The sequence below is a fragment of the Streptomyces sp. NRRL S-646 genome, from assembly GCF_000720765.1.
GTDB lineage: Bacteria > Actinomycetota > Actinomycetes > Streptomycetales > Streptomycetaceae > Streptomyces.
Map to the genome: position 1 here is coordinate 380,636 of NZ_JODC01000003.1, position 23,159 is coordinate 403,794.

At 69.9% G+C, this 23,159-nt stretch carries 21 protein-coding genes and 1 pseudogene; 8 read left to right on the top strand and 14 right to left on the bottom strand.

What is annotated here, in order from left to right; all coding sequences use genetic code 11:
- Nucleotides 1-56: 56 nt before the first annotated feature.
- A complete protein-coding gene (locus IH68_RS0106160) occupies nt 57-317 on the top strand; it encodes a hypothetical protein (protein ID WP_030929558.1) in 261 nt (86 codons plus the stop codon).
- 88 nt (nt 318-405) lie between these two features.
- On the opposite strand, the gene IH68_RS0106165 is transcribed toward IH68_RS0106160, so the two are convergent.
- A complete protein-coding gene (locus tag IH68_RS0106165; RefSeq protein ID WP_030929559.1) occupies nt 406-2,784 on the bottom strand; it encodes a transglycosylase domain-containing protein in 2,379 nt (792 codons plus the stop codon).
- Between the two features lie 273 nt (nt 2,785-3,057).
- Between IH68_RS0106165 and IH68_RS0106170 the strand changes: the two genes are divergently transcribed.
- From IH68_RS0106170 to IH68_RS0106185, 5 genes are all read left to right on the top strand, one after another.
- Nucleotides 3,058-3,975, top strand: coding sequence for an SPFH domain-containing protein (locus tag IH68_RS0106170; RefSeq protein WP_030929561.1), 918 nt, complete (start codon nt 3,058-3,060; stop codon nt 3,973-3,975).
- Nucleotides 3,972-4,229 (top strand): hypothetical protein, encoded by a 258-nt coding sequence (locus tag IH68_RS57865; RefSeq protein WP_078912344.1) that lies wholly within the window; start codon nt 3,972-3,974, stop codon nt 4,227-4,229. The genes IH68_RS0106170 and IH68_RS57865 overlap by 4 nt, the downstream gene beginning before the upstream one ends.
- Before the next feature lie 231 nt (nt 4,230-4,460).
- Nucleotides 4,461-4,985, top strand: coding sequence for a PadR family transcriptional regulator (locus IH68_RS0106175; RefSeq protein WP_030929563.1), 525 nt, complete (start codon nt 4,461-4,463; stop codon nt 4,983-4,985).
- Nucleotides 4,982-5,668 carry an ABC transporter ATP-binding protein gene (locus IH68_RS0106180; RefSeq protein WP_030929565.1) on the top strand — a complete coding sequence of 229 codons (687 nt, stop codon included), beginning with the start codon at nt 4,982-4,984 and terminating at the stop codon, nt 5,666-5,668. Before IH68_RS0106175 ends, IH68_RS0106180 begins: the two co-directional genes overlap by 4 nt.
- Complete coding sequence (locus IH68_RS0106185) at nt 5,665-7,998, top strand: ABC transporter permease (RefSeq protein WP_030929568.1); 2,334 nt, start codon at nt 5,665-5,667, stop codon at nt 7,996-7,998. Before IH68_RS0106180 ends, IH68_RS0106185 begins: the two co-directional genes overlap by 4 nt.
- 46 nt (nt 7,999-8,044) lie before the next feature.
- On the opposite strand, the gene IH68_RS0106190 is transcribed toward IH68_RS0106185, so the two are convergent.
- The 7 genes from IH68_RS0106190 to IH68_RS0106220 all read right to left on the bottom strand — a co-directional run bounded on the left by IH68_RS0106190 (nt 8,045) and on the right by IH68_RS0106220 (nt 14,965).
- The gene (locus IH68_RS0106190) at nt 8,045-8,473 is read right to left on the bottom strand and encodes a hypothetical protein (RefSeq protein ID WP_030929570.1); all 429 of its coding nucleotides are present in this window, start codon (nt 8,471-8,473) and stop codon (nt 8,045-8,047) included.
- A gap of 4 nt (nt 8,474-8,477) precedes the next feature.
- Nucleotides 8,478-8,870, bottom strand: coding sequence for a roadblock/LC7 domain-containing protein (locus IH68_RS0106195; protein ID WP_030929573.1), 393 nt, complete (start codon nt 8,868-8,870; stop codon nt 8,478-8,480).
- A 58-nt stretch (nt 8,871-8,928) separates the two neighbouring features.
- Nucleotides 8,929-9,753 carry a hypothetical protein gene (locus tag IH68_RS0106200; protein WP_030929576.1) on the bottom strand — a complete coding sequence of 275 codons (825 nt, stop codon included), beginning with the start codon at nt 9,751-9,753 and terminating at the stop codon, nt 8,929-8,931.
- Nucleotides 9,754-9,886: 133 nt separating this feature from the next.
- Nucleotides 9,887-11,293 (bottom strand): AI-2E family transporter, encoded by a 1,407-nt coding sequence (locus IH68_RS0106205; protein ID WP_030929579.1) that lies wholly within the window; start codon nt 11,291-11,293, stop codon nt 9,887-9,889.
- A 159-nt stretch (nt 11,294-11,452) separates the two neighbouring features.
- Nucleotides 11,453-12,136, bottom strand: a complete 684-nt coding sequence (locus IH68_RS0106210) for a transglycosylase SLT domain-containing protein (RefSeq protein WP_030929582.1) — start codon at nt 12,134-12,136, stop codon at nt 11,453-11,455.
- A gap of 420 nt (nt 12,137-12,556) precedes the next feature.
- Nucleotides 12,557-13,882 carry a PhoH family protein gene (locus IH68_RS0106215; RefSeq protein ID WP_030929585.1) on the bottom strand — a complete coding sequence of 442 codons (1,326 nt, stop codon included), beginning with the start codon at nt 13,880-13,882 and terminating at the stop codon, nt 12,557-12,559.
- Nucleotides 13,883-14,191: 309 nt separating this feature from the next.
- On the bottom strand, nt 14,192-14,965 hold the full coding sequence (locus IH68_RS0106220; protein WP_030929588.1) for an isoprenyl transferase: 774 nt from the start codon (nt 14,963-14,965) through the stop codon (nt 14,192-14,194).
- A 646-nt stretch (nt 14,966-15,611) separates the two neighbouring features.
- Here IH68_RS0106220 and IH68_RS49650 point away from each other — a divergent pair.
- Nucleotides 15,612-16,798: pseudogene (locus tag IH68_RS49650) on the top strand (winged helix DNA-binding domain-containing protein).
- A gap of 3 nt (nt 16,799-16,801) precedes the next feature.
- On the opposite strand, the gene IH68_RS0106230 reads toward IH68_RS49650, so the two are convergent.
- The 4 genes from IH68_RS0106230 to IH68_RS0106245 all read right to left on the bottom strand — a co-directional run bounded on the left by IH68_RS0106230 (nt 16,802) and on the right by IH68_RS0106245 (nt 20,019).
- Nucleotides 16,802-17,593 (bottom strand): methyltransferase domain-containing protein, encoded by a 792-nt coding sequence (locus IH68_RS0106230; protein WP_030929591.1) that lies wholly within the window; start codon nt 17,591-17,593, stop codon nt 16,802-16,804.
- Between the two features lie 57 nt (nt 17,594-17,650).
- Nucleotides 17,651-18,523, bottom strand: a complete 873-nt coding sequence (locus tag IH68_RS0106235; protein WP_030929594.1) for an LLM class flavin-dependent oxidoreductase — start codon at nt 18,521-18,523, stop codon at nt 17,651-17,653.
- Between the two features lie 45 nt (nt 18,524-18,568).
- Nucleotides 18,569-19,153, bottom strand: coding sequence for a dihydrofolate reductase family protein (locus tag IH68_RS0106240; RefSeq protein WP_030929597.1), 585 nt, complete (start codon nt 19,151-19,153; stop codon nt 18,569-18,571).
- Between the two features lie 95 nt (nt 19,154-19,248).
- Nucleotides 19,249-20,019: a prepilin peptidase gene (locus tag IH68_RS0106245; protein ID WP_030929600.1), complete on the bottom strand. Its 771-nt coding sequence runs from the start codon at nt 20,017-20,019 to the stop codon at nt 19,249-19,251.
- A 130-nt stretch (nt 20,020-20,149) separates the two neighbouring features.
- Here IH68_RS0106245 and IH68_RS0106250 point away from each other — a divergent pair, with 130 nt between their 5' ends.
- Nucleotides 20,150-20,524: a DUF192 domain-containing protein gene (locus tag IH68_RS0106250; RefSeq protein WP_030929603.1), complete on the top strand. Its 375-nt coding sequence runs from the start codon at nt 20,150-20,152 to the stop codon at nt 20,522-20,524.
- 46 nt (nt 20,525-20,570) lie between these two features.
- Here IH68_RS0106250 and IH68_RS0106255 read toward each other — a convergent pair whose 3' ends face one another.
- Both IH68_RS0106255 and IH68_RS0106260 read right to left on the bottom strand, forming a co-directional pair.
- The gene (locus IH68_RS0106255; protein ID WP_159403649.1) at nt 20,571-21,110 is read right to left on the bottom strand and encodes a hypothetical protein; all 540 of its coding nucleotides are present in this window, start codon (nt 21,108-21,110) and stop codon (nt 20,571-20,573) included.
- 11 nt (nt 21,111-21,121) lie between these two features.
- Nucleotides 21,122-22,999: a Flp family type IVb pilin gene (locus IH68_RS0106260; protein WP_051833233.1), complete on the bottom strand. Its 1,878-nt coding sequence runs from the start codon at nt 22,997-22,999 to the stop codon at nt 21,122-21,124.
- Between the last annotated feature and the right edge of the window lie 160 nt (nt 23,000-23,159).

The following is a 23,159-nucleotide window of genomic DNA, read 5'->3' on the forward strand; positions in this document are numbered from 1 at the left end:
TATTTCTGAAGGTCTATGACGAGCTCCCGGACGGCCACCATGCGAGCATCCGTGCGGTGGCGTACTACGCCGACGGCTCCGCGGGGTACTACCCCTGGCACTCGGACTACGACGGCTACGGCACCTACAAGGAGTTCGACGCGTCCATCGCCTCGGGCAGCAAGGGGATCTGGGACCTCGGCACAGAGGTCGCCCGATTCGAGCTCGGCACCTGCAACACCGCGACCGCCCACGCGCTCCGCGAAGTCCGTACCCGAGCTGCGGCATCAACTGCGCTGACCCGGTCGCCTTCAAAAGACGCCGACGTCACCGGCTGAGACGCCGCCACACGGAGGGTCGTCGACAGCACCGCCGAAGACAAAGGGCGCCCGGCAAACGCCGGGCGCCCTTTGTCTTCGGCCGCTGCTACTGGCCGTTCGGGTTGAGCGGGTCCGTCGGGGTCGTGGGGGTCTGGGTCGGCGTCTGCGTGGGTGTTTGCGTCGGCGTCTGTGTGGGCGTCTGAGTCGGGGTCCGCGACGGCGTCTGAGACGGCGTCTCGGTCGGCTTCTCAGTGGTCGGCGACTGGCTGGGCGTCCGGCTCGGCGTCTGGGTGACCGTCGGCGTCCAGGTCGGCTGGACCGCCGCGCCCTGGGTGGTTTCCAGGTCGAACTTGTTGTTGCTCTTCGTCACGCCGAACATGTACTCCGCCCAGATCTGCGCGGGATAGCCACCACCGTTGATACGGCCGCTGCCCGGGATGAGACCTGTGGCGCCGGTGAGCGGGACCTGCGGATGCGGAGGTTTCGCGTCCTCGCCGAACAGACCCACGGATGTCACCAAATCAGGCGTGTAGCCGGTGAACCAGGCCGACTTGTTGTTGTCGGACGTACCCGTCTTGCCCGCGACCTGCTGGCCGTTGCGGGCGGGGTTGTTCGCCACCGACTTCTTGGCCGTACCGTCGTCGACCACGCCCGTCAGCACGGAGGTCACCGTGTCGGCCGCCTCTCGGCTGATCACCTGGCCACCGATGGGATCGGGCATCTGCTCGGTCCGGCTGCCCTGCTCGGCGGACTTGATGACGGTCGGGGTGACCTTCTTGCCGTGGTTGGCGAAGGTGGCGTAGATCCCGGCCATCTCCATCGGGCTCGCGCCCATGGAACCGAGCGTCTGGGCGGGCACCGGCTTGAGGCCGGCCGTGTCCATGCCGAGCTGGCCCGCGACCTTGAGCACCTTGCCCATGCCGACATCGACGCCCATCTGCGCGAACACGGAGTTGACGGAGTAGTCCATCGCCTTCTGGACGGTGATCTTGCCGTAGTTCGTGTCGTCCTCGTTCGGCGGGCCGAAACCGACCTTGGTGCCGTGGTCCACGACCTGACGGCCGCTGGTCCCGTCGTAGGTCGTCGTGGCCGTGATCTCCTGGCCGCTCTGCGTCTGGGCCTGGTCGGCGAGGGCCGTGGCCAGAATCACCGGCTTGAAGGTGGAAGCCACCTGGTAGTCCCGGCGGGACGCGTTACTGGAGTAGTGATCGAAGTAGTTCGTGCCGCCGTACAGTGCGACGACCCCGCCCGACTTCGGGTCCACGGAGACGGCGCCGGCCTGGACGTTCCCATCGACCTTGCGCTTCTTCTTGTCCAGCTTGCTGGTCAGCTGCGTCTTCGCGGCCTTCTCCAGCGCCGCCTGCTTCTTCCTGTCGATGTTGAGCGTGATGGTCCAGCCACCGGCCTTGATCGCCGTCAGGGCGTCGTTGACGTTGTCGGACTTGCCCTCGGAGACCAGTTGCTTGGCGAGCTCGTTGTTGGCCGCGTCCACCAGGTATCCGGTCTGGCCGCCCATGCCGGGTGCGGCCTTGGGGGCCTTGGGGGTCGGGAACTTCATGTCCGCGCGCTTGGCCTTGTCCAGCCAGTTCTTCTCGACCATGTTGTCGAGGACGTAGTTCCAGCGGGCCTGCACGAGCTTCCTGCCGGTGTCGGAGGCGATCGCCCAGTCGTACTGGTTCGGTGCCTGGAGGAGCGCGGCGAGATAGGCGCCCTGCTCGACCGAGAGCTTCGGGGCATCCACGTGGTAGTAGGCCTGCGCCGCGGCCTGGATGCCGTACGCGCCGCGGCCGTAGTAGCTGGTGTTGATGTAGCCGGCGAGGATGAAGTCCTTGGACTTCGTGCGGTCCAGCTTCAGCGAGATGACCAGTTCCTTCAGCTTGCGCGAGACGGTCTGGTTCTGCGTCAGGTAGTAGTTCTTGACGTACTGCTGAGTGATCGTCGAACCGCCCTGTGCGCCCTTGCCGGAGAGCGTGTTGAGGATGCCTCGGGCGGTGCCCCTGAGGTCGACGCCGTTGTCCTCGTAGAAGGTCTTGTTCTCGGCGGCGACGAAGGTGTGCTGGACGGGCTTCGGGACCTTGGACAGGTCGACGATCTCGCGGTTCTTCTGGCCGTCGCGCGTCAGGAGCGTGCCGTCGCTGTACTTGTAGACGTTGCTCTGCAGCGTCGCGTCGGGGTTGCCGCCGTCGGGGATGCTGATCATCATGTACAGCGCGACGAAGGCGCCCATGCCGAGCAGGCACAGCGCGAAGAAGGTCCCGACGATCTTCTTCCAGGTGAACAGCCGGCGTATGAAGCTCCTGCCGTCCTTGCCCGCCTTGCCCTTGGCCTTGCTCCTGCCCTTGCCCTGAGCCGCCCGGCGAGCCGCGGCCCGGCCGCCTATGACGGTGGGCTCGGCCTCGGACGACTCCATGCCGGACGAGCGCGTGGGGGGCGCCGCGCGACGGCCACCACGCTGTCGCGCTCGTCTCTCTTCCGCTCGTCCCATGGGTCCGTTCCGCTCCGCTTCGGTCATGTGTGCTCTTCTGCCACACAGGTTCACAGCACAGGTCAGCTCAGAAAGCTAACACCGGGAGATGTGACAAAGGTCGGTGGATCCGCTCTTTTGCGGACGTGACAATCAGCACCCGCTCCGATGGAACCGACGGCCGAGAAGGGTTCAGGGTTGCTCTGCGGGGTAAAGTGATATCACTTAGCTAGATAAGCGCTTTCGCTTGAAGGCGCTGTCACCGGACCGGATCACGACAACGGGGGACCACCCATGCCCATACACGACACCACTCCTGACGCCGACATACCGGAGATGCCCGCGCCCCGCGTCCGGGAGTTCACCGCGCACAGCATCGGCGGCGCGCTCGCGCTGCTGCTCGGGCTGCTCGGACTCCTGGTCGCAGGCGTCCTGTTCGCGGCCGCGCAGGCAAATCCGGCCTTCGCGGCCGGCGGTGCCGTCGTCCTCGTCGCGGCGGTGATCTCGCTGCGCGGGCTGAACACGGTGGCGCCGGGCGAGGCCCGGGTCGTCCAGCTCTTCGGGCGCTACCGGGGGACGATCCGGCAGGACGGCCTGCGCTGGGTGAACCCGTTCACCTCGCGCACGAAGATCTCCACGCGGGTACGCAACCACGAGACCGCAGTCCTCAAGGTCAACGACGCCTACGGCAACCCGATCGAGCTCGCCGCGGTGGTGGTGTGGAAGGTGCGGGACACCGCGCAGGCCACCTTCGAGGTGGACAACTACCTCGAGTTCGTCGCCACGCAGACCGAGGCGGCCGTGCGGCACATCGCCATCGAGTACCCGTACGACGCCCACGACGAGGGCGGGCTGTCGCTGCGCGGCAACGCGGAGGAGATCACCGAGAAGCTCGCCGCCGAGCTCCACGCGCGCGTGGAGGCGGCCGGAGTGCAGATCATCGAGTCGCGCTTCACGCATCTCGCGTACGCTCCCGAGATCGCTTCGGCGATGCTTCAGCGGCAGCAGGCCGGGGCGGTCGTCGCGGCCCGGCGGCAGATCGTGGACGGAGCGGTGGGGATGGTCGAGGCCGCGCTCGCCCGGATCGCGGAGCAGGACATCGTGGAACTGGACGAGGAGCGGAAGGCGGCGATGGTGTCCAACCTGATGGTGGTGCTGTGCGGGGACCGCGCCCCGCAGCCCGTGCTCAACACCGGGACGCTCTACCAGTGACGGATCCCTCCGAGGGGGCTTCGCCCCGGCGTCGGCCGCAGCAGCGCAAGCAGGTGCTGTTGCGGTTGGACCCGTCCGTCTATGAGGCGCTCGCCCGGTGGGCGGGGGACGAACTGCGTTCTGCCAACGCCCAGATCGAGTTCTTGCTGCGGCGGGCTCTCGCGGAGGCGGGGCGGTTGCCCGGGGAGGCGGGGCCGATTCCCCGTCGTGGGCGGCCTCCTGGGGGCTCCGCCCCCAGACCCCCGTCGGCCTGAAGGGCCTCGTCCTCAAACGCCGGACGGGCTGGATGTGGCTGAGGCGGCCTTGTCCGTAGGTGCCGGACGGGCTGAAAGGCCGAACCCCGGGCAGGCTGGTGCACGGCGCGTGTAGCAGAACCGTGACAATCGGCCCCCACCTGCGAAGCTGTGCCCCGCCTGTACATCCCGCCATGATCTAAACACTGGGCGTATACACGAGGCGTATACACCCTGTGTAGAGTCGTGGACATGTCCATCGGTCACACCCTTCTAGGGCTCCTGGAGTCCGGGCCCCGCCACGGCTACGACCTGAAGCGGGCCTTCGACGAGAAGTTCGGTCACGACCGGCCGCTCCACTACGGCCAGGTCTACTCGACGATGTCCCGCCTGCTGAAGAACGGCCTCGTCGAGGTCGACGGCATCGAGGCCGGCGGCGGGCCCGAGCGCAAGCGGTACGCCATCACCGACGCCGGGATCACCGACGTGGAGCGGTGGCTCGCGACACCGGAGGCGCCCGAGCCGTATCTGCAGTCCACGCTGTACACCAAGGTCGTCCTCGCACTGCTCACCCACCGCAACGCGGCCGACATCCTCGACACGCAGCGCTCCGAGCACCTGCGGATGATGCGGATCCTCACCGACCGGAAGCGGAAGGGGGACCTGGCCGACCAGCTCATCTGCGACCACGCCCTGTTCCATCTCGAGGCCGACCTGCGCTGGCTGGAGCTCACCGCCGCGCGCCTCGACAAGCTCGCGGAGGCGGTATCCAAGTGACTCCCGCAGGTTCCCTGCTCGTCGCCGACGAGCTGCGCAAGTCGTACGGGCCGACCACCGCGCTCGACGGCGCCGAGTTCTCCATCCACCCCGGTGAGGTCGTCGCCGTGATGGGCCCCTCCGGGTCCGGCAAGTCGACCCTGCTGCACTGTCTCGCGGGGATCGTGACGCCCGATTCGGGGTCGATCCTGTACGCCGGGCGCGAGATGGCGACCATGAGCGATGCGGAGCGCAGTGCCCTCAGGCGCTCCGAGTTCGGGTTCGTGTTCCAGTTCGGCCAGCTCGTACCGGAGCTGACCTGCGTGGAGAACGTCGCCCTGCCGCTCAGGCTGAACGGCACCTCCCGCAAGGAGGCCGAGCGAACCTCCCTGACGTGGATGGAGCGGCTGGAGGTCGACGACCTCGCGAAGAAGCGGCCCGGCGAGGTCTCCGGCGGTCAGGGGCAGCGCGTCGCCGTCGCCCGGGCGCTGGTCACCAGCCCCCGTGTGCTGTTCGCGGACGAGCCCACCGGCGCGCTCGACTCGCTCAACGGCGAGCGCGTGATGGACCTGCTCACGGACGCCGCCCGGTCCACCAACGCCGCCGTCGTCCTCGTCACGCACGAGGCCCGGGTGGCCGCGTACTCGGACCGCGAGATCGTCGTACGGGACGGCAAGTCCCGGGACATGGAGCGCATCGTATGAGGATGCGGCAGTGGGCCGACGATCTGGCCATGGGGGTTCGGTTCGCCTTCACCGGCGGGCGCGAGGGATGGGTCCGGGCCCTGCTGACCGCCGTCGGTGTCGGGCTGGGGGTGGCGCTGCTGCTGCTCACGACGGCGATCCCGAGCGCGCTGTCCCAGCGCAGCCACCGTGAAAGCGCCCGGGACGACTTCACGTACAGCCAGAAGCTGTTGAAGAAGGCGGACGACACGCTCGTCATCGCCGAAGTCGACACGGCGTTCCGCGGCAACGACGTGCGCGCGCGGCTCCTGGAGCCCGAGGGCGCGCGGGCGCCCCTGCCGCCGGGTGTGGCGCAGTTTCCCGCGAAGGGCGACATGGTCGTCTCGCCGGCCCTGAAGAAGCTGCTCGAGTCCGGCTCCGGCAGGCTGCTGCGCGAGCGCATCCCCTACCGGATCACCGGCACCATCGCGCAGTCCGGACTGATCGGGCCCTCCGAACTCGCCTACTACGCGGGCGCCACGGGGCTCCAGGACCATCTGGAAAGCGGCGTCGTCGAGCGCATCGACTACTTCGGGCCCTCCCACGGGAACCAGCAGGACTCGCTGGATCCGATCCTGATCCTGCTCATCATGATCATCTTCGTGGTGCTGCTGCTGCCGGTCGGCGTGTTCATCGCGGCGGCCGTCCGCTTCGGCGGCGAGCGCCGGGACCGCCGGCTCGCGGCCCTCAGGCTGGTCGGCGCGGACGGCGGGATGGCGCGCCGGATCGCCGGCGGCGAGGCCCTCGCCGGGGCGCTGCTCGGGCTCGTCTTCGGCACCGGTTTCTTCCTGGTGGGGCGTCAGCTGGCGGCCCTGCTGAAGGTGCGGCAGATGAGCGTGTTCCCGAGCGACCTCAACCCGTCGTCCGCGCTGGCCGCGCTCGTCGCCGTCGCCGTACCGGCCGCGGCCGTCCTGGTGACGCTGTTCGCTCTGCGCGGGGTCGTCATCGAACCGCTCGGTGTGGTCCGTACGGCGAAGCCGCCGCGGCGCCGGCTGTGGTGGCGGCTGCTGCTGCCGCTGGGCGGCCTGGCGCTGCTGTACCCGATGGTCGGGCAGGGCAGGAACAACGGCGACTTCAACCAGTGGATGGTCATCGGCGGCACCGTGCTGCTGCTGGTCGGCGTCACCGCCCTGCTGCCGTGGGTCGTCGAGGCCGTGGTGGCCCGGCTGGACTCCGGCTCGGTGTCCTGGCAACTCGCCGTACGCAGGCTGCAGTTGAGCAGCGGCTCGGCCGCCCGCATGGTCAACGGCATCGCGGTCGCGGTGGCCGGGGCGATCGCGCTGCAGATGCTGTTCGCCGGGGTCGAGCACGACTACACCAAGCAGACGGGCAACGACGTCAACCGGGCCCAGATGGATGTCTCCGTGAGCAGCGGCCAGTCGCTGGCCGACGCCGGCCGGCAGCTCGCACAGACCAAGGGCGTACGCCGTGCCTCGGCCGTGGCCTTCGGCTCGCTCGGAGACCGGGCGAAGGATCCCAAGAACGAGCTGGAGGTGGCCGTCGGCAGCTGCGCCGAACTGCGCGAGGTGGCGCGTCTGACGTCCTGCCGGGACGGCGACACGTTCAAGATCGTCGGCGGTGAGTACGACAGCGAGACGGAGAAGATCACCAAGCCGGGCACCACCGCGTACTTCGACCCGGCCTACAGCGGGACGCAGCGCCACCCGGTGGCCTGGAAGGTGCCCGCCGGCATGAAGACGGCAGCGCAGCGCGAGGACCCGACCGGCTACGCGCGCAGCGGCCTGCTCGTCACCAGGGGCGCGCTGCCGCAGGCAGCGGCGGCCGGCCTGATCCAGAGGGTGTTCGTCTCGCTGGACCCGTCGGTGGCGGACGCCGGTGACTACGCGCGCAACACCGCCGCCCGGCTGGATCCGCTGGCCAATGTGTTCACCCTGGCGGCCAGCGAGCAGTCCAAGGAGTTCCGCTCCATCCGCAACGGCCTGTTCGTCGGCGCGACCTGCGTCCTCCTGCTGATCGGCGCGAGCCTGCTGGTCTCCCAGCTGGAGCAGCTGCGGGAACGCAAGAAGCTGCTGTCGTCACTGGTCGCCTTCGGCACCCGGCGGCGCACACTGAGCCTCTCGGTGCTGTGGCAGACGGCGATCCCGATCGCCCTGGGCCTCGTACTGGCGTCGGTGGTCGGACTGACGCTGGGCGCGGTCCTGCTGAAGATGACCGGCGAGACGGTGAGCGTGGACTGGGCGAGCGTGCTGTCGATGACAGCCATCGGCGCCACGGTCGTCTTCGCCGTGACCCTGCTCAGCCTGCCCCCGCTGCTGCGGCTGATGCGCCCGGACGGTCTGCGCACCGAGTGACCTCCGGTACGGCCCCTCCCCACGACGGGGAGGGGCCTTGCCGCGTTCACAGGCTGTATTCCCGCACCACCCGCCTTACCTGCGCGAACAGCATGCCCACATTGACCGACTTGCGGCAGACGACGACGGCGACGACATCCTGCTGCTCGTTCATGCGCACGAACAGGTGTGTGAGGTTCTCGCTGTTGACCAGGATCTCCTGGAAGAAGTGGTTGTCGCTCTGGATCCCGCGGCGCTCCTTGAAGACGTCCTCGATCATCGTGACCGTGCGTCCCTGGAACAGGTCGAGGGTCGCGCCGGCCAGCAGGTCCAGGACCTCGGGCGGGTGGTTGTCGACGGTCTCGTACGACAGCAGCATGCCGGTGGACATGTCGACGGCGCCCGAGGCGACACAGTCGGGGGCGTCGGTGCGGAGGGATTTGACCAGGCCCATCACCTGATCGGAGAAACCTGGGGTCATACGCTTCGTCGCCATCCCTTCAGACTCCTTCGGCTGTCTTGTTCTGGTGCATGAGGATCGAGCCGATCCGGTCCAGGGCGGGCCCGCTCGCCCGGTGCAGGAGGTCCACGTCCATGCCCTCGTCGCCCAGCACGACCATCAGGGCGGTGTCGCCGACGGCGTAGAAGGCGGCACAGCCGTGGCTGCCGTACGTCACGGTCTGGCGCAGGGTGCCGCGGGCGGTCGCCTGGGCGGTGCGGCGGGCGAGACCGAGGCCGGCCGCGGCGAGGGCGGCGAGTCCTTCCGGGTCGATGGAGTCGGCGGTGTCGGCGGCGATCAGCAGTCCGTCGGCCGCCGCGACCGCGGTGTCGGTGATTCCGGTCACCTGCTCCCGAAGGCCGCGCATTTCGAGCGCCAGGGCTTCGTGATCCATATGCTCAACTCCCCTATTCCTCTTCGCATTTCGTGTATTCGGCAACTGTGCGGCTGGTTCATTTCGGGGTTCCGTTCCGCAGCCGGAAGAAGCCGCCCGGTCTGCGGCGGGGCAGGTCGACGGGTGTCGGCGGCTGCGGTGGGGGTGGTGCGGGCGGTGGCGGGGTGCGGTGCCGGATGCCGTCGGGGGCCGCGCGAATCGGGATCGGCGCGGGCGCGGAGGCGCACTCCAGAAGCCCCTCGCCGAGCATCCGCGCGACCTCGACGGTGACGGTGTAGACGCCGCGCCCAGCACGGAAGGCCAGGTCGCGGGCGGTACGGCGGCCGTCGGCGTGGTCGAGCAGCGCGCGTTGCAGCGCGGTGAGCGGGCCGTCGGACCGCCGGGCGGGGACAGGCCGTTCGCGGTCGGGGTGGACGGGGCGGGGCAGGGCCGCGAGGGCGGCGAGTTTGCGGGCGGCGTCCTCCAGGAGCCGGGCGGGCGGCTCGCCCACGGCGACCGGAGCGTGCGGCTCGGCGCCGTCCTCGGCGCGCTCGCAGCCGTCGACGCGGCCGGCGAGGATCGCGAACACCGCGTCCTGCAGCGCCATCACGCACACCACCCTGAGCTGGGCGGCACCGGCGTACCCGTGGGCGATCAGCCCGGCGGCCGGCCAGCGTGCGCCCCCGGCCTCCCGGACCAGCCCGGCCCACTGCTCGCCGTCCACCCGCCCGGACCGCAGCAGCAGCGTCTCGGGCCCCGGCGCCCCGGGCGACTCGGCGGCGACGACGAGCCCGTCCCTGAGGTGCAGGGCGCCGCCGGGCGCCCCGGACACGCGCAGGACACCGGTCCACTCTTCCCGCCCACAGGCGGCGAGGGCCCGCGCCAGCAGGTCGTAGCCCGACATCACGCGGGAAGGTGTATCAGTCCGAACGCATATTCCGGACGCAGATTTCCGACCTGTCCCCAGGTGACGGAAGTTGAGCCGTGGGCTCGTTCAAATCGCTTTGTTCGGTGCAGATTTGATCGAGCGGTGGATGTCAGGTGCCGGTGTCTTCGGTGGCGTCGCTGGGGGCTGTGCCCCCAGACCCCCCTTCGGCCTGAACGGCCTCGTCCTCAAACTCCCCCACTCTCGGCTTCGCTCGAGCGGGGGGACCCCCACGACGGGCTGAGAGTGACTGGCCAGCATCGGTCAGCCCCGCGGAGTACGCCCTCAGATACCCCACCACCGTGTTCGTCACCGCCACCAGCGGAACGGCGACCACCGCGCCGCCGATTCCGGCCACCATCCCGCCCGCGGCGACGGACAGGACCACCGCGAGGGGGTGGACGCGTACCGCCCGGCCGAGGATGAACGGTTGCAGGATGTGGCCCTCGATCTGCTGGACCGCGAGGACCACGAGGAGCGTCATCACGGCCGTGAACACGCCCTGGGTGACCAGCGCGACGACCACCGCGAGCGCTCCGGAGGCCACCGCGCCGACCAGCGGGATGAAGGAGAACAGGAAGATGAAGACGGCCAGCGGGACGGCCATGGGGACGTCGAGGAAGTAGATGCCCAGGCCGATGAAGATGGCGTCGATCAGGGCCACCAGCACCGTGCCGCGTACGTAGGCGGTCAGCGTGCGCCAGGCTCGCGGGCCCGCGCCCGCGACGCCGGGGCGGGCCGCCGCCGGCACCAGCTTCAGCGTCCACTCCCAGATGCGCCGGCCGTCGTAGAGGAGGAAGAGGGTCGAGAAGAAGGTCAGCAGGATGCCGGTGAGTGCCTCGACGACGACCTGGACGCCTTCCAGTCCCGCGGAGGTGATCTGGTCGGTGTTCGCACCGACCGCCTCCCGCAGGTTCTTGGCGATCTGGTTGATCTGCTTGTCGGTGACGTGGAAGGGGCTCTTCAGCAGCCAGTTGCGCAGGTCGTCGATGCCGCTCTGGATCTGGTTGGAGAGGTTGTCGATGTTCTCCATGACCTGCCAGGTCACGAACCAGCCGATCAGCCCCATGACGACGAAGCCGAGGATCGCGGTGAGCGCGGTGGCGGGACCGCGCGGCACACCGTGCCGCTTCAGACGGGCCACCGTCGGCTGCAGCAGCGCCGTGATGAGCAGAGCCACGACGAAGGCGAACACGACGAGTTGTACGGCGCTGATGACCCGCATCAGCACCCAGACCGTGCCCGCGAGCACCAGCAGCCGCCAGCCGGCCTCGGCGGCGACGCGCACGCTCCACGGCACGGCCTGCACGGGGTCGGGGCGGACGACGGGTGCGGGCGGCGGCGCTTCGGCCGACTGGTCCGGGGGCGGCGGAGCCTCGGCGGCGGCCTTGCGGGGCGGACGCGGCACGTCGTCGCCGACGGTCTCCCGTTCCACCTCGGCGCGGCGCTCGTCCAACCGCTCACTCACCTCGGTCAGACCGGCACCGATACGGCCGAGCCACCCTGGCACTCGCGACATGATCCGTCCTCTTCCCCCGCGTCCCCGGGTGCTCCCCACCACTCCCCCCTGGAGTCGTCGGATCGACCGTACAGGGCAACAGCCCCTCCCCCTATGACGGGGAGGGGCTGCACAAGGTTGAGAGGCGAGACCGTGGGTCTCGGCGGCTCCGCGCCGGGCCTAGTACCAGTGGTTGGCGGCCCAGAAGGACTGCGCCTCGCACGGGCTGCCGTAGCGGCTGTTCATGTAGTTCAGGCCCCACTTGATCTGCGTGGCCGGGTTGGTCTGCCAGTCGGAGCCGGCCGAGGAGTACTTCGAGGCGGGCAGCGCCTGGAAGAGGCCGTAGGCGCCGGAGGAGGCGTTGACCGCGTGGTAGTTCCAGCTGGACTCGTGGTCCACGATGTAGCTGAAGCACTGGAACTGGCCGCTCGGCACCATCTGCCGCGCCATCGCTTGGATCTCGGCGACGGAGTACGAGCTCTGGACCGGGAAGTCGGCGCTGCTGCGGCTGGCCGCCTTCTTGGCCTCGGCGCGCTCCTTGGCCTCCTTGGCCGCCTTCTCCGCCGCTTCCTTCTTGGCGATCGCGGTGTCGGCGGCAGCCCTGCGGGCGGCCTCCTCGGCGTCCTTCTTGGCGCTCGCGTCGGCCTGGATCGCCTGGGCGTCGGCCTGCTGCGTCAGGGAGGCGGTCTGGACGTGGGCCTGCTGGCCCGCGGGTATGTCCGCCAGGAGCGTCGCGTCGCTTGCCGTCGCCTCGGCGTCGTTGGGCTGGGCGGTGCTGCCCGAGGCAACTCCGACAACGCTTCCGACGGCGGTGACCGCGGTGGCCGAGGCCACTGCGAATCCCCGGACCGAAATCCGGCTCACACGGTTTCCTTCCAGCATCGCCCGCTTCGGTGACCCTGGCGGACGCAATCGTGCCCCTTGGCGCTGGCCTCCCAACTACGGGGTCACGGGAGGCGCGGGCCCGGTGGGCAACTCCCGCGAGGGGAGCGCCGCGTGGTGCTCGGGCGGCATACGACGACGCTGTGGAGTTAGCTGTGGTGCTTCTGTGGTGCCGTACCGCTGGGGGTACAGATGTGTCGTATGCGGGGCCTGACAGGAGTGAGACTCTGCCGTAACCGGACGCCGGGTGGCAATTCTGAGTTGCGTGTGAAAGCTCACATCCCGTTTGACCCCAGGGATTTTGAGAAACAGCAACACGCGAAGGCGCCGCCCCGCTAGGCTCACGGCCTTTGCGGGACGGCGCCAACTGACCTGGAATTACCTCAGACTTGGCCGTCCACCTCAGATCTGTCCGTCTTCGAGCATTTCGGTCACAAGCGCCGCGATCTGGGACCTCTCGGACCGGGTCAGCGTCACATGCGCGAAGAGCGGATGCCCCTTCAGTTTCTCGACCACGGCGACGACACCGTCGTAGCGACCGACGCGCAGATTGTCCCTTTGTGCCACGTCATGGGTGAGAACCACCCGCGAATTGGCGCCGATTCGGGACAGAACGGTCAGCAGTACATTCCGTTCCAGCGACTGCGCCTCGTCCACGATCACGAATGCGTCGTGCAGCGAGCGTCCGCGGATGTGGGTGAGGGGCAGGACCTCGAGCATTCCGCGCGCGGTGACCTCTTCGATGACCTCGCGGCTGGTGACCGCGGACAGCGTGTCGAAGACCGCCTGCGCCCAGGGGCTCATCTTCTCGGACTCGGAGCCGGGCAGATAGCCGAGCTCCTGCCCGCCCACCGCGTACAGCGGCCGGAAGACCATCACCTTCTGGTGCTGGCGCCGCTCCAGCACCGCCTCCAGACCCGCGCACAGCGCGAGCGCCGACTTGCCGGTGCCGGCCCGGCCGCCCATGGACACGATCCCGACGTCCGGGTCGAGGAGCAGATCGAGCGCGATCCGCTGCTCCGCGCTCCTCCCCTTGATACCGAAGGCCTCCCGGTCGCCGCGCACGAGGCGGATGTTGCCCTCGGCGGTGACCCGGCCGAGCGCCTTGCCGCGCTCCGACTGGATGGTCAGCCCCGTGTGCACGGGAAGGTCGGACGCTTCGGGCACATACACATGCCCTTCCTCGAAGAGGACGTCCACCTGCTCGCCGGGCAGGGTCAGTTCGGACATTCCGGTCCAGCCGGAGGAGCCCGTGATGGCGAGCTCCGCGCGGTACTCCTCGGCGAGGAGACCGACGGAGGAGGCCTTGATCCTGAGTGGGAGGTCCTTCGACACGACGGTGACGTCGTACCCCTCGGCCTGCAGGTTGCGGGCGACCGCGAGGATGCGGGAGTCGTTGTCCCCCAGGCGGTAGCCGCTGGGCAGCACGCTGGGGTCCGAGTGGTTGAGCTCGACACGAACGGTTCCGCCCAGGTCCCCGATCGGGATGGGGGCGTCGAGACGGCCATGACGGACCCGGAAGTCGTCGAGCAGACGCAGGGCCTGCCGGGCGAAATACCCGAGTTCGGGATGGTGCCGCTTGGCCTCCAGTTCCGTCACCACGACGATGGGGAGCACGACCTCGTGCTCGTCGAAGCGGTTCAGGGCATTGGGGTCCGACAGCAGAACACTGGTGTCGAGAACATAGGTGCGCCGGTCTGGCTTGTGGCGCTTTGTGCTGGTCACCACGGAAGGACGTACCCCCTCGGATGAGGTCGGGGAGCGACGGAGTGGAGCTGGACCGGTCGACGGCCGCAATGCACGGGCCGAAAACCGGCCCTCCGCCTTGTCTTCCGTGCTGGAACCGCACGGTCGGGCTGGTGCAAAGGGCCTCCCGGGCGGACGGCCCCGTGCCGCCCGCTGAGATCCGACACCCGTGGTTCGGGCATCGACCTGACTGGCTTATGCCCTCGAACATGCAGTGCCATGCCGACGCATATGACGGCGCCCTGGTGAACTCCTCGTTACTTGCGCCCCAAGCGGCAGGCCCGTCGCTCGTCAGCCGCCGTAACGGCGGTGGCGCGCCGCGTAGTCACGCAGGGCGCGCAGGAAGTCGACCTTGCGGAAGGCCGGCCAGAAGACCTCACAGAAGTAGTACTCGGAGTGCGCGGTCTGCCAGAGCATGAATCCGGACAACCTCTGCTCACCGCTGGTACGGATCACCAGGTCCGGGTCGGGCTGGGCGCCGGTGTAGAGGTGGCGGCCGATCATGTCGACGTCGACCGCCTCGGCGAGGTCCTCCATCGAGGTGCCCTTGTCCTGGGCGTCGAGGAGCATCGAGCGCACGGCGTCGGCGATCTCCTGGCGGCCGCCGTATCCGATGGCGACGTTGACCAGTATCCCGTCGATGCCTGCGGTGGCCTCCTCGGCCTCCTTCAGGGTGGTCTGCATCTGCGGCGGGAGCAGGTCGGGGGTGCCGACGTGGTGCACGCGCCAGCGGCCGTCGGTGGCGAGCGTCTTCACGACGTCCTCGATGATGCCGAGGAGCGGGCCGAGCTCGGCCTGGGGCCGGTCGAAGTTGTCCGTCGACAGCAGCCACAGGGTGACGACCTCGACGTCCGTCTCACTGCACCAGCCGAGGAACTCCTCGATCTTCTCGGCACCGGCCCGGTGGCCGTGCTCGGTGGAGGAGCCCGCGGCCTTCGCCCAGCGTCGGTTGCCGTCCATGATGACGCCGATGTGCTTGGGCACCTGAGCGTGGTCCAGGTGGCCTTCCACCCGGCGTGCGTACAGCCTGACCAGCAGGCCGCGCAGCTTGTCGCGCAGGTTCACGTGATTGTCAGCCCCTCCGTACGGATCGGACAGGCGCGGCCCAGGAGTGTGGAGGGCGATCCTGTCCGTATGGCGGTCCCCGGAGGCGAAGCCTACCCCCGGCTCCACCACGGCTCCCCCAAGGGGTGGTGGGGGCACAGAAAACGGGCCGGTCCGTGGGGGGGAGACGGACCGGCCCGAGGGGGGGTTTCCACCATAACCCTTCGTAAGTGCTGCTGGGTGCATCGGCGTGCCACAACTACTCTCCGAATTCGAACGGCGACGCGCCGATGGCCATGGAGAGGCGGTTTCATGGCGGGCTCATGGCCGGATCACGGCGGATTTCCAGGGGAAACGGGTGGGAAGCGGAGTGATCCGGAGGGTTTGCCGCGTCTTGGGTCCCGTTCGGCGAGTTGTCCCCGCATCCCCCAGCCGGGTGACCCGGCCCGCGAACGCCGATTTGACGTGGAGAGGGCACCGCGCAGCCCCCTCCACTGCGCGGTGCCGCCGCGCAGCTTTGCTCACGCGAATTACCTTGGTCTGAACTTACGTGACCGATGGGACCGGAATCGACTCGTGGGGATAACGATGTGGAAACCGGCCGCATTCGCGCACGGAACGTCGATATAGGACAGAAACTGTCCTCCTTCCGTCCTACGGTCGTCTCATGACCTTGCGGATCAGCTGGAACGAGGCGAGCGCGCGCCGACTGGAACGGCAGTTCCTGGCCAACCCTGCCGAGCCGGGCACCGCGGTCGCCGATGTCGTCGACGCAATGCTCGGCGCGCATGCGCAGGTGCTGTCGGCGGCCGAGGTGTCGGTGGGGGTGCGGACGGCCGGAACGACCCGCGCCGCGGTGCGCGCCGCGCTGTGGGAGGAGCGGGCACTGGTGAAGACGCACGGCCCGCGCGGGACCGTACATCTGCTGCCCGCGCGCGAACTGCCCCTGTGGTGCTCGGCATTGCCCGCCGTGCCGTCCAAGGCGAGCCCGTTCGCAGCGGACGCGCGGGTCACCGAGGAGCAGGCACAGCAGATCGTGGCGGCGATCGGGGACGCCCTGGAAGGCGCGTCCCTGACCGTCGACGAGCTGAGCGAGGAGGTCGTCGCCCGCACCGGCTCCTGGGCCGGCGACCGGGTGATGCCCGCGTTCCAGGACCTGTGGCCGCGCTGGCGGCAGGTGCTGCTCCCCCATAGCCTTAAGGGCATGGGGGGACCCCCACGGCCGGCCAGTCCGGCGCCCTGTGCTTCGGCCCGAACCGGGGCCGCAAGGTGACGTACACCCGCCCGCCCCGCTTCACACCGCTGCCGCCGGACGAGGCGGTGCGCGAGCTCGCACGCCGCTACCTGCGCGCATACGGCCCGGCGACGCCGCAGGACTTCGCCAAGTGGCTGGCGGCGCCCGGAGGCTGGGCCGTCGAGCTGTTCGGCACGCTCGCCGGGGCGGGGGAGCTCGAGGAGGTCGTCTTCGAGGGGGCGAGGGAGTGCTGGGTCGTGGCGGGCGACACAGAGTTCCCGGAAAGACGGGTGCGCGGGGTCCGGCTGCTGCCGTACTTCGACGCATACGGCATCGCCGCGCAGCCCCGGGAGCTGCTGTTCCCGGGGGCCGCATACCGACGTGCGCTGGCGGGCGGCCAGGCCGGCAACTACCCGGTGCTGCTGGTGGACGGCGTGGTGGCGGGGGTATGGCACCAGCGGCGCCGGGGACGTCGTACGACCGTCACAGTGGAGCCGCTCGGGCGGCTGACGGCCCGGCAGGAGCGGGACCTGGGCGAGCAGGTGGAGCGGGTGGGGCAAGTGCTGGAGGCGGAGCCGGAGTTGGTGATCGGGGAGGTGACGGCGGGAGCGCACGCATAGGGCTCACCGGTGGTGCGGCTTGCGGGCCTCGACGAGGTGGCGGGTGTTGTGCGCGACGAACGGACCCTCGGCCTCGATCTGTTCGTGCAGGGCACGGAGCCGGTCCTCGTACGCCTCGACCGTGAAGTCGGGGACCATCCAGATCACCTTGCGGAGGAAGTGGACGACGGCTGCGATGTCGTGGAACTCGATGCGGAGCCGTTCGGCGCGCAGGTCGACGATCTCCAGGCCTGCGGCTTCGGCGGCGACGCGTTCGCGGTCGGGGTGGCGGTCGGCGCTGACCTCCGGTCCCAGGGGGCCGAGGAAGTGCTCGACGAGTTCGAAGACGCTGCGTGGGCCGACGTGCTGGGCGAAGTACGTGCCCCCGGGCTCCAGCACGCGCTGGATCTCCGCCCACCGGGGACTGACCGGATGCCGGCTGCTGACCAGGTCGAAGGCGCCGTCCGTGAAGGGCAGCGGGGCGTCCTCAGGCGCGGCGACGACCACCGTGCCGCGCGGGCGGAGCAGGGCGGTGGCCTTGGCGGCGTTCGGCGGCCAGCCCTCGGTCGCGGCGGTGAGCACCGGCGCCTTCTCGGCCCGGCCGAGGGCGAAGTCCAGGGCCTCGCCTCCCCCGGTCTGGATGTCCAGCGCGGCGGTGGCTCCGGCCAGGCGGTCGGCGAGGGAGAGGGCGTATCCCCATGACGGCCGCTCCTCCGTGGCACGCCCCTCGAACCAGGAGAAGTCCCAGCCCTCGGTGGGTACGGCCGCGCCTTCGGCCACGAGGTCCTCGAAGCGGCGGTTTTCCCTACGAGGCATGAGCGATCTGTCCTGTCAGAGGTGGGGGCATCTGCGGCGCCGTTGCGAACCCTGCGGTCACGGGACCAGTGGCCTGACCTCTTGTGCCGCGAACCGGACGAAGCCCTCGGGGTCGGGCTCGTCGCCCGTCGGCTGCAGGATCACCCTGTCGGCGCCTGCGTCCGCCAGCCGCTGTACGGCCTTGGCGACGGCACCCGCGTCTCCGGCGACCCCCAGGTCGGGGACGGACTCAAGCCCCTCGTCGGCGAGTTCGGCGCGGAGGCGGGCGGCGGCGTCCGGGCCGGTGGCGGTGAGGAGGTACACGACCACCTGGTGCGGATCGGTCCGGCCGGCCGACTCCCGTCCCTCGTCGATGAGCCGACGGGCCCGCCGTACGCCGTCGACCGCGGTCGACGCGGTGAGGATCGTGCCGTCGGCCGCCTCCCCGGCCAGCCGCAGCGACCGCGGCCCAGTGGCGCCGGCCAGAACGGGCACGGGCCCGGCGGGCGGCCAGTCGAGGGCGACGTCGTCGAGCCGGACGTAGCGCCCCTCGGTCGTCACCCGCTCACCGCCAAGGAGAGCCCGCAGCGCGACAAGGTGCTCACGGAGCAGCGTGACGGGCGACTCGACCCGCGCCCCCACCTGCCCCATCCAGTCCTGCACACCATGCCCGACGGCGACGACGGCGCGCCCCGGGAACATCCGGTGCAGCGCGGCGGCCTCCATCGCGGTGATGGCGACATTGCGCAGCGGCACGGGCAGCAGCCCGACGCCCACCCGCAGTCGCTCGGTCCAGGCGAGGGCGGCAGCGGCGGTGGAGATCCCGCCCTCCCGGAAACAGTCCTCCCAGAGCCAGAGCTCTTCGAGGCCGTTCTCGTCCGCGAGGCGGGCGACGTCCCTGAGGCGCTCGGGAGGCAGTTGGGGGCGGAACACAGCACCGAGTCCAGTCATGCGTTCTTCCTATCCGGGCGGGAGCGAACCGGACAACTCCTTTATTCACCGCCGCCGTTGGTCTCCGGTGGTCTCCGGCTCGTAGTGCAGGAGCACGACGCCGTTGCCGAAGACACGGCTCTCGGCGAGCCGGAGCGACGCCGCGATGTCGGCCTCCGGGAAGAGCCGTGTGCCGTGCCCGACCAGGGCGGGATGGACGTACACCCGGTACGCGTCGACGAGGCCGAGCCGCAGGAACTCCTTGGCGATCCCGGCCCCGCCGAGCCAGAGATCCGCGGCCGCCCGCTCCTTGAGCGCCCTGACCTCCTCGGGGACGACGTCCCGGTAGACGGTGGTGTTCCACCCGGCGTGCTCGATCGTCCGCGAGTACACGGCCTTCGGGATGTCCCGCCAGATCCCGGCGAACTCGACGGTGACGGCGGAGGCGTCGGGGTCCGCGTCCGCGGTGGGCCAGTAGGAGGCCATCCCCTCGTAGGTGCGGCGGCCGCTGAGCAGGCCGCCGAGTTGTCCGATGGTGTCGTTCATGTGCTGGTGGAGCTCGTCGTCGACCCGGTGCCAGGAGATGTCGTGGTCCGGGCCCTCGATATAGCCGTCGAGGGAGATGCCCATCGTCCACACGATCTTCGCCATCGGCCACCTCGCCCTGGTCAGTTCCCGGTGCGTCCCGCACAGGTCGTCGTTTTCACCGTACGCGCGGATCGTTCACCTGCGCGGTGTGCGCGCCGTCAGGCCGCCGCGAATGCGCCCAGCAGCAGTCCCGTGAACGCCCCGCCGATCATGAACGGGCCGAACGGAATGGCCGACTTGCGGCCCGCGCGGCGTGCGACGACCATCCCGAGGCCGTACACCGAGCCGTAGAGAAGGCCCGCGAAGGCCCCCGTCAGCAGGATCTGCCAGCCGTACCAGCCGAGGGCCGTGCCCAGGGCGAGGGCGAGTTTCACGTCGCCGAAGCCCATGCCGGACGGGTTGACGAGGAAGAGGACGAGGTAGGCGGCGCCCAGGGTCAGCCCGCCGAGGAGGGCCGTGGGCCAGGATCCCGTGGCGGAGGGGAGGCCGGCGGCGATACCGAGGAGGGCGGCGGTCGTGGCGGCCAGCGGCAGCGTCAGGACGTCGGGGAGGCGGTGGACCCGGTGGTCGACGAGGGTCAGCAGGACCGCCACCGGGGTGAGAAGCACCCAGACCGCCGTCTCGGGGTGGGGCCCGGCTGCGGCGGCAAGGGCCGCACAGACGAGGGCCGTTGCCGCGGAGACGGCCACCGTGCTCGGGCCGTACGGACCGCACAACCCTGCTCCCTCGGCCCCTTCTGTCCCCCCGGTCTGTCGGCAGTCCGCTCGGCCCAGCCAGCCGGAGAAGGCGCCCGTGATCCGGTGGCCTCCGGGGCAGCGGTCGCTCCACGGCCGACCCGGGTCCACCGAGAAGCGGTGGGCCGCGCGGGGCAGGAAGAGGCCCGTTCCCGCGCCCCACAGGGCCGCCACGAGGGTGAGGAGTGTGCGCACGGCGGGACCTTATGCCCGGCGCGGGCCGGGCGGCATGGGTCCCTGGGCCCACGGGGGGCCTACTGCCGTGCGGAGCGGATACGTTCACTCCGGCAAGGAGACGGTGGCGGCGGTGGGAGGTGGCCTCGGGATGGGGCGGCAATGGCGGGACGGACAGGGGAAGTTGATCGTGCGTACGGGGGGTGGGTCGGGCGCTGTCGCCGTTCCGCTGGAGATCGCCGCCTCCTACCGCGCCCGTACGAAGGGGTTGCTGGGGCGGGACTCGGTCGACGGGGCGATGCTGCTCTCCCCCGCCAACAGCGTGCACACGTTCCGGATGCGGATGCCCATCGACGTCGCCTACCTCGACCGCGATCTGACCGTCATCGCCGTACTCACCATGAAGCCCTGGCGGTTGGGGCTGCTCCGGGCCCGGGCGCGGCATGTGCTGGAGTCGCAGGCCGGGGCGATGGAGGGATGGGGGCTGAGAGTGGGGGTGCGGGTGGAGGTGATGGTGGACGCCTGAGCGGTGGGCCTGTGATCACTTGTGGGTCCGGTGGAGGCAGCCTGCCCTACTCGGGCTCCGGTCGGCCGCCGTACTCCCGTTCCCAGCGGCGCATGTCCTCGGCATTGCCGATTCTGATGCCGAAGGTCCAGGTCGGGTCGAAGAAGAGCCAGTAGCGGGACTCGAGCTCGAGGGCGAGGCACTTGAGGACGCCCTCGGCCGGGTTCGAGCCGGCGTCCGTGAAGGGGCGGATGGTGGTGCAGTGAAGGCGTTCCCAGCTGTCACCGAAGAGCTGTTCGCCCTGGGAGGCGAGGGCGAGTTCGTCCCCTTCCTCCTCGATGTCCGCGAAGAGCTCGACGCCGTCCAGGGTGACCGAGTCCACGACCCGGACCTCCAAGTATCCGTACTCGCGGACCGACTCCAGTCGTACGGCTCCCTCGTCGAGCAGAACGAAGACGACGAGCGGCTGCGGGGCGAACAAGGGAATCGTCTCGTCCCGGTCGATTCGCCCCGGGACCAGGACGTCCGTGACGTATCGCTGCCGCAGGACTTCCTCGACCCTGCTCCAGGGAGTCGGGCCCGCCGGGGACGGACTTGAAGGGGGCACTGCCACTCCTGTCACTCGGCCTTCTCGGTGATCACGATGGACGTGTCCAGGCCCTCGCCGGACTTCAGAGCGGTCCAGTAGTTGCCGTTCTCGTGCAGGACGATGGTCACGCCCCTGCCACGGTAGATGAGGCCCTCCGGTTCGCCCTTCTTCAGCGTGCCCTTGCCGACCAGCTTGAACGTGCCGTTCTTGATGTTGTCCTCGATGTCCTCGAGGAACCGCGGGCCGTCCTCCTTGAGCTTCTTGTACTTGGTGCCGAGCGCGTCCTCCACCAGCTTCTTGTGACGCAGGAAGTGGTCCTTGAATTTCCTCGGGTCCCCCTGCCCGACGGTCGGCTTCCTGGCCGCCTCGACCTCTTCCCTGGTCATGCGGCCGGCGGCCTCGTCCGCCTCGTCGGCCTGTTTGCGGGCCTCCTCGGCCTCCTTCTTGGCGTCCTCGTCGCAGCCGTCCTCGGCGAGTACGACGTACGGGGAGCCGGACGCTCCGGCGGCAAGGACTGCGGTGCCTGTGCCGGAGGAGCCGGTGAGGGTGCCCTGCCCGGCCGGGGCGGTGCCGTCGTACGGGATGCGGCGGCCCGGTGCGGAGATCGTGCAGCCGCTCTGCCTGGCCTTCTTCTCGGCCTCCTCCGCCGCCTCGTCGGCCTCCTTCGCTGCCTTCTCCGCGCCCGCCGCATCACCGGCCTTGGCCGCCCTTTTGGCGTCCTCCGCCGCCTCGCCCGCCTTCTCCGCGAGCTCGCCGAGCTTGCCGAGCCGGCCCAGCTTGCCGAGGTCGCCGACCTTCTCGCCGACTTTGGCCACGTCGTAGCCCGGGATGAAGAGGGAGCCGATGTTCCAGATGACATGGCTCACGGCGCGGGTCTTGTCGCCGTTCTTCCAGTCGCCCGCGGCGTCGTCGCCGACGAAGACGTCGTAGAGGACGGTCCCGCCGGTCTTCAGCGATGCGCCGCCCCAGCCCAGGACGGCGCCCAGGTAGTCGCCCTTGGACCACTTGTCCCGGGCGCCCTTGGAGTTCTCCATCCAGCCGTGGCCGAGCTGCTTGCCGTAGTCGCCGATGCCTTTCAGGGTGTCGAGCGGGTGGCGGACCAGGTCGTAGATGCCGGTGACGTCACCCCAGACGCCGTCGACGAACAGGCCCTGGCCGGCCTGTTTGATCTGGTTGCCGGCGCAGCCGAAGAAGGCACCGACGCCGGAGAAGCAGCCGTCGTCGGTCTTGTCACTGCTGTTGTCGTCGGTCTTGTCGTCGGCGCCGTCGGTTTTCTGGTCCGGGGTGGCTGTGCCGTTGCCGTTCCCTGCCCTGATGTCCGTGCCGCCGCCCGACGGGGCCGGGCAGCCCATGCCGGTGATCTTGCAGACCTGGGCCTCGATGCCGCCGTGGATCTGGGTGCCGAGGCCGCTGACCAGCAACGCCGTGATGAGGGCGGCGACGATGGCGAGGAGACCGGCGTACTCGACTGCGGTCTGGCCGTCGTCGCGGCGCCAGCGGATCATGCGGGGCAGAGAGAAGGGGCGGCGCTCTGCGCGGTCGAGGTCGGGGAGTTCGTACCACCTGCGACTCTCCGGGCGAAGCAGGAAGCAGAGGACGAGGACCGGCAGGACGAGCTGTGTGCCCCCGTGGGCGGATCCCGCAACGAGGTTGGCGACGCCGCTGAGGATCAGCCACACCTGCACGGCGACCAGTCCGCGCCAGACCCGGATCCCGCCCTCCCGGCTCCGCCGGGCCAGCCACCAGCCGAGGGTGCCGGGGGCGGCTGCGTAGGCGAGGAGCGCGAGTACGCCGCCATCGAGGGCGTCGTACGACGTTGCCGTGAGCAGCAGCCCGAGGCCGCCGACGATCGTGATCGCGAAGAGGACGTGGACGAGGATGAGGGCGGAGGAGAGGGGGGTCGGCATGGTCCGGCGCTCACCTGGCCCGGACGGCCATGCAGGCCCGCACTCCGGGACTCCCCCGATCGACGCCATGCCCGCCCCTTCTCAACTTCCCGGGCGGCGGCGGCCCTTCACCTGATCCCTGGTGACTTCGCCCGGCTCCCCCGCCGTCTGTTCACAACAG